Source organism: Microcoleus sp. PH2017_09_SFU_O_A, from assembly GCF_020738625.1.
Lineage (GTDB): Bacteria > Cyanobacteriota > Cyanobacteriia > Cyanobacteriales > Microcoleaceae > Microcoleus.
This window is the reverse complement of record NZ_JAEQCF010000179.1, coordinates 1-2,620: the sequence shown is the minus strand read 5'-3', so window position 1 is coordinate 2,620 and position 2,620 is coordinate 1. Positions and strand designations below refer to the sequence as shown.

The following is a 2,620-nucleotide window of genomic DNA, read 5'->3' as shown; positions in this document are numbered from 1 at the left end:
GCATTTCCGAGACTTGAGAATTGAGTTGCTCTTCCAATTGCGATCGAGTTTGACGCCCATTTTCTAACTGATTTTCTAAGTCGGATATTTGAGATTGCATTTGAGCTTGATTGTGGTTGGCTGTCTCGATTTGAGTTTGCAATTCTAAGACTTGAGAATAGAGGTGCGAGCGTTCTGTGTTTGCAGTTTCTAAATCTGATTGCAGTTGCGATCGCTCTTGGTATAGACTTTCTAACTGCTGTTCTAATTCGGATACTGAAGATTGCAGTTGAGCTTGGCTCTGATTTGCTGTATCGAAGAGATTTTGCAATTCCGAGAGTTGAGAGTAAATGTGCGATCGCTCTTTGTTAGCCGTTTCTAATTGAACCTGCAATTCTGACAACTGAGACAGCAACTGTTCCCGCTCTCGAACAACCGTTTCTGATTGACTTTGCAGCTCAGATAATTGAGAGTTTAACTGCATTTTATCCTGATTCGCTGCTTCTAACTGCGTTTCCAGCTCTAATGCTTCAGGTTGCGGTTGATTTGGTTGTTGGCGGGCGGTTTCCAATTGAGAGTTGAGGATTTCTCGTTCTTGCTCTGAACTCTCTAGTTGAGCTTGCAATCCCGAAAGTTGAGACTGAAGTTGCTCCCGCTCTTGAATTGAGCGATCGAACTTAATTTGAATTTCTGACAACTGGTATTGTACCTGCAATCTGCCTTGGCTAGCAGTTTCCAACTGACTTTCAACTTCCGAAAGCAGAGCGTTAAATTGAGAACGTTCTGCATTAACCGCCTCTAACTCTGCTTGCATTTCCCGGATTTGGGCGTTAAGTTGCGATCGCTCGTGCTGAGCCAATTCTAACTGATATTGAAGTTCTGCCACTTCTGCTAACTGAGACTCAGCTTGTTGAGTATTTTCTAGCTGAAACTGCAAATCAGCAATCAGAGCATTAACTTGCGATCGCTCCTCAGCAATTCCTGCCAAAAATTCTTCCAATTCCGACACTTGATTGTTTAAAACATCTTGCTCGCGAGTCACAATTTCCAAGCGACTTTGCAGCTCAAACATTTCAGAATTTAGCTGAGTTTCATTCTGCATTTTCTGCCGCAATTCCGAAGTTCTAGCATCCAACTGCGACGCCAACTTCGATATGGCCTCCTGCGAACCCTGCATCCGCACCAAATTGCGTGAATTTCGCTTATTCAAAATAAGCCAGCAGACTAATGCCCCGCCTGCAAACCCTATCAATAAAAGTAATGCTTCCATTTGTTTATTTAATTGATATAAATTGAGTTATTTTGCTGTTTTTCCCAAAATGGGTATTCAAAAAACACTATCTTGTTCAAGGATATCACAATTTTAGCGCCTGTGTTTACCTGGCAAAACACTTTATATTTGTTTACATTGTTTGACATAGTTAAATGTTAACATTAATGTACAATGTTGTTGTGTAGAGCGCATTAATTGGGATATTTGGGCAGCGAATTAATACAATTTTGGAAAATTAATGCAACAATATTGGTAGGGTGTCTCGCCATGTATGGTTCCCAACAACAACAGAACATCAAACTATAGCAGTCTTTGCAGGAGTCGTAAAGTTTTTTACCCCACCCCTACCCTACCCTTATTAAGGGGAGGGAGTAAGAAATTCACAAATGATTTAGGATTTCTATAGCGACGCAAAGCGCGGCAATAGTTGAGTAAACAAACTCAACTAATAGTGTTGTAACAAGGATTGTTTCAATTGGTACAAGTAGAAGTTTGGCATAAATATTTGATTGACAGGTCAATGGTAGATTAAAAGTTTATCTAACAAAAATAAAATAGAGATAATTTTAAGTAGAGCGAGCGAATCAGTGCAATCTTGTTTAATGACTGAAAATTCAACCACTCTACTTATGATGTCTGGGCAAACTATTTTGGATAATGAACCAAAGTTAGGGTAAAGGTTTAACAGAAAGCCTTGTCAAAGCTTCCTTCAGCGCCGGCGGCAATTGACGGATAATCTTGCCCTTGTCCCGATCGACACCAACCAAAGTTACCTGTGCTGTCACGTATAATTCTTGAGCGTCGGGCGATCGAATTTCGTAATCCCAAAGCAGCCGCACGCCCTCGGTAGCAGCCATCCGGGTTCTGACTGCCACAGATTGACCCATTTGTACAGAGCGGTGGTAGCGCAGTGAAAGCTCAACCACCGGCAATTCCACACCCTGCGCCACCCACTCTGCATACTCGATGCCGAGAGAGCGCAAACTTTCCACCCTAGCTTCCTCCATCCAAGTCAGATAAGTCCCGTGCCAAACCGCGCCACTGTAGTCAGTATGGTGGGGGTTTGAAACTGTAACTTAATTTATGGACAAAGCTACCCATCCTTGACTATTTGGGCAGCTTTGTCCGCAACTCGGGCGATCGCACGAGACTATTTGCCCCTGGTTCAATTTGTTTTTGCCTCCGTGCCATTGGATGACAGATGTGGGCGTCTTGCGTCAGAGAAATCTGCATTTGGACTGATTATAATTTTTTACCTGCCATGTTGACGCTCGCAGGAAGTCGTATATAATACAAAGCACAGTACATTTACTCATGTCGAGTCAAATGCAGCTCGTAGAAAAACACGTAATTAACAAACAACATAGA

The 2,620-nt window shown here is 42.4% G+C and carries 1 protein-coding gene and 1 pseudogene; both read right to left on the bottom strand.

Features of this window, described 5'->3' with window-relative positions; translation table 11 throughout:
• Window positions 1-1,249 (bottom strand): hypothetical protein (locus JGK16_RS32445; protein WP_293203594.1); only part of this gene is annotated, 1,249 nt, incomplete at its 3' end.
• A gap of 671 nt (window positions 1,250-1,920) precedes the next feature.
• Window positions 1,921-2,313, bottom strand: a pseudogene (locus JGK16_RS32440) (thioesterase family protein); the annotation flags it as partial.
• Between the last annotated feature and the right edge of the window lie 307 nt (window positions 2,314-2,620).